At 47.9% G+C, this 2,330-nt stretch carries 3 protein-coding genes; 1 reads left to right on the forward strand and 2 read right to left on the reverse strand.

Translation table 11 applies throughout. The annotated features are described in order from the left end of the window. Positions 1-89: 89 nt before the first annotated feature. Both V3S16_RS00905 and V3S16_RS00910 read right to left on the reverse strand, forming a co-directional pair. Entirely contained in the window at positions 90-494 is a 405-nt protein-coding gene (locus tag V3S16_RS00905) for a cytochrome c3 family protein (RefSeq protein ID WP_413882792.1), read from the reverse strand. A 136-nt stretch (positions 495-630) separates the two neighbouring features. Continuing rightward, on the reverse strand, positions 631-1,809 hold the full coding sequence (locus V3S16_RS00910) for a response regulator (RefSeq protein WP_413882793.1): 1,179 nt from the start codon (positions 1,807-1,809) through the stop codon (positions 631-633). 59 nt (positions 1,810-1,868) lie between these two features. Here V3S16_RS00910 and V3S16_RS00915 point away from each other — a divergent pair, with 59 nt between their 5' ends. Further along, positions 1,869-2,126: a hypothetical protein gene (locus tag V3S16_RS00915; RefSeq protein WP_413882794.1), complete on the forward strand. Its 258-nt coding sequence runs from the start codon at positions 1,869-1,871 to the stop codon at positions 2,124-2,126. Positions 2,127-2,330 lie beyond the last annotated feature (204 nt).

Consider the following 2,330-nt stretch of genomic DNA (forward strand, 5'->3'; position numbering starts at 1 on the left):
AGAAAACCTCGTCTATCCATGCTGTCTCCTTAACTCTGCCAGCATTTGGAACCCTGTGAGAGTTTCACGATCTCCAACGACAACCCCAGTTATTTCTCTTCCTTCACATGACATGTACTGCACCCTTCGCTTGCCTTTACACCAGTACCTGACTTATGGCATTTCCAACAACTTTTATGGACGACTACTTTGGAACTGAGCGTTTCATCTGAAATATTTTCCGGCTCTGAATGATGACAGTCGGAGCACTTGTAATTATTCCTCGTGGTCTCTGAACCTGTGTCGTGGCAGTCCTGGCAATTTATCCAGGAAGACGTCAGATAGTCAGGATGCGGCGTCTCCAGTTCCTTGGCATGGATTTGGTGGTGGCATGCTTTGCACCGAAATCTCATGTGTACCTTGTGTGGGAAAAGCACGTTCCCTACCGATGATTCGATAGTAATTTCATCCGGTATGTCGGAAATGCCTACCGGTGAATCGGATGGTATTTCCACCGGCCTCCTTCCAGTTTGCTTTGTTTCCTGCGCAACAACTAATAGTGGAAAAGTCAAAAAAAACAGAATTCCTATGGAAACAAAACTTTTCAGCATAAATGCCTCGCTAATTTTTCATTATGAACAGAGCCAGAAGTTAATCAGGATTCTCAACTTGTAAAAACGGTTTTGAAAACCCAACCAGAAGTTTTAAATATTCTGCATTTCTATTTTCCTCGACTTCTTTTGATTCGCCCGATTCATACTGAGAAATATCCTCCAAAAATTTGCTTGAAAGCTCGTTATATCTGTCTATTTCCTTTTGATACCAATCGACTGAATCAAGGCCAATTCTCAATCCCCGCAATTCTCTTGCAAGCATTGACGGCTCGATTCCGCACATCCAGCTCAACTCAAATGGTTTGATCGCCAACCATTCAGGATGCTCAGCATGTTCTGTATTTACAGAAGTGATTTTTCCGCTGAGCGGAGAAGGTATTTTCAAACTGTAGTCACCATATTTCACCGAAAACAGCGTTTCGCCTTTTGCGATTTCCTGATCTGTTTCCGGTAGCTCAACATGATCAATTTTCTCAAAGATCTTTCTTAAGAGATCATCCAGCCCAACCCGAACAGTACCGTTCAACTCGATCCGTGCCCATGCATGTTGAGGAGATATGAAAACCCCACCCGGAACGTTCAATTCGAATTTGGACCGTGATTCACCGGTACCCGGCTTGATCAAGCGGATTTTGTGGCGCATTTGCTTTTCTAATTTGTCCTGCCGTTTTATCAATGCGGTTTTGACAAATTCAAGCAATTCATCTTCAGCGAATGGTTTTTGAATATAATCAATCGCTCCGAATCTGACTGTTTCCACCGCGGTCTCTATCGATGCAAAACCGGTAATGACGATGACGTCGATATCCGGTCGCAGGTGTTTGACGGCTTTCGTCACTTCGACCCCATCCATCTCAGGCATTCTTAAGTCGGTGAAGACGAAATCGTAATCATTCTGACGGATGAGCCCTAAAACTTCGGAGCCCCTTTCCACTGTGTCGATGCTATAGCCTGCGAGGACGAGTATTTTGCGAAAACTGTCTAAAATTATTTCTTCATCATCCACAGCCAATATTCGAGCTTTTGGATCCGCTAGTTTTACCCGCTTCAACGTTTTTGCTTCTTCGCTCACATCAAGCTTCAACCCGATATCCAGAGCGAGTTCTCTTTCCTTTCTTGTTCGTGTTTCACGCACCCTTTTCAGGAGCATCCGGAGCAAAAGATCGACTACAACAAACACAAGGATTGTGGTAACAACAATCAAAGCTACAATCATTTTATTGATCCTCCGGAATCACTGCGTGGTCCCGTGCAGCCGAGGCATCAGACATATGCATGCGCGCACCGCGCTTGAACGTGACGGCGCGCGCGCCCGATTCGGCAACCGACTTTGTCAAGTGGGTATTCGTGTTCTGGCGGCCGGTAGGCCGGATGGATATTGATGAGTATCAGGCCCGCCGCCAGCTCCCGGGCCTGTCTGTGCAATTCGTGCCAGCTCCAGCGGATTCTCTGCTGCGGCACGAGCAACGCTTCGCAGTCCGGCCAGTGCGCCACGGCCTGGTCGAGAACATCCCGTACCGTCCTGCCCAGTAACGGCTGCAGTCCGCCGCCGTGTTTATAGCTTTGGAACAGTCCGCTTACACCCGGTCGCAACGCCTACTCCTGCTGTGGGCAACTATCGTCTCACCGGGACAGAAGGGCATGAATCAGTACAACTACGGATTGGGGTCGCGGTCTCCGCTACACCCGGAAAGGACAGGAAATTCAGACCCGGCCACGGTGAGGTGCCGAATCGCC

This window comes from Candidatus Desulfatibia sp., from assembly GCF_036446775.1.
Taxonomy (GTDB): Bacteria; Desulfobacterota; Desulfobacteria; order Desulfobacterales; family UBA11574; genus Desulfatibia_A.

Bases quoted from the DNA above. Each gene is read 5' to 3' on its own strand.
- V3S16_RS00910 (WP_413882793.1), bottom strand. From the start codon at position 1,809: ATGATTGTAGCTTTGATTGTTGTTACCACAATCCTTGTGTTTGTTGTA.
- V3S16_RS00915 (WP_413882794.1), top strand. From the start codon at position 1,869: ATGCGCGCACCGCGCTTGAACGTGACGGCGCGCGCGCCCGATTCGGCA.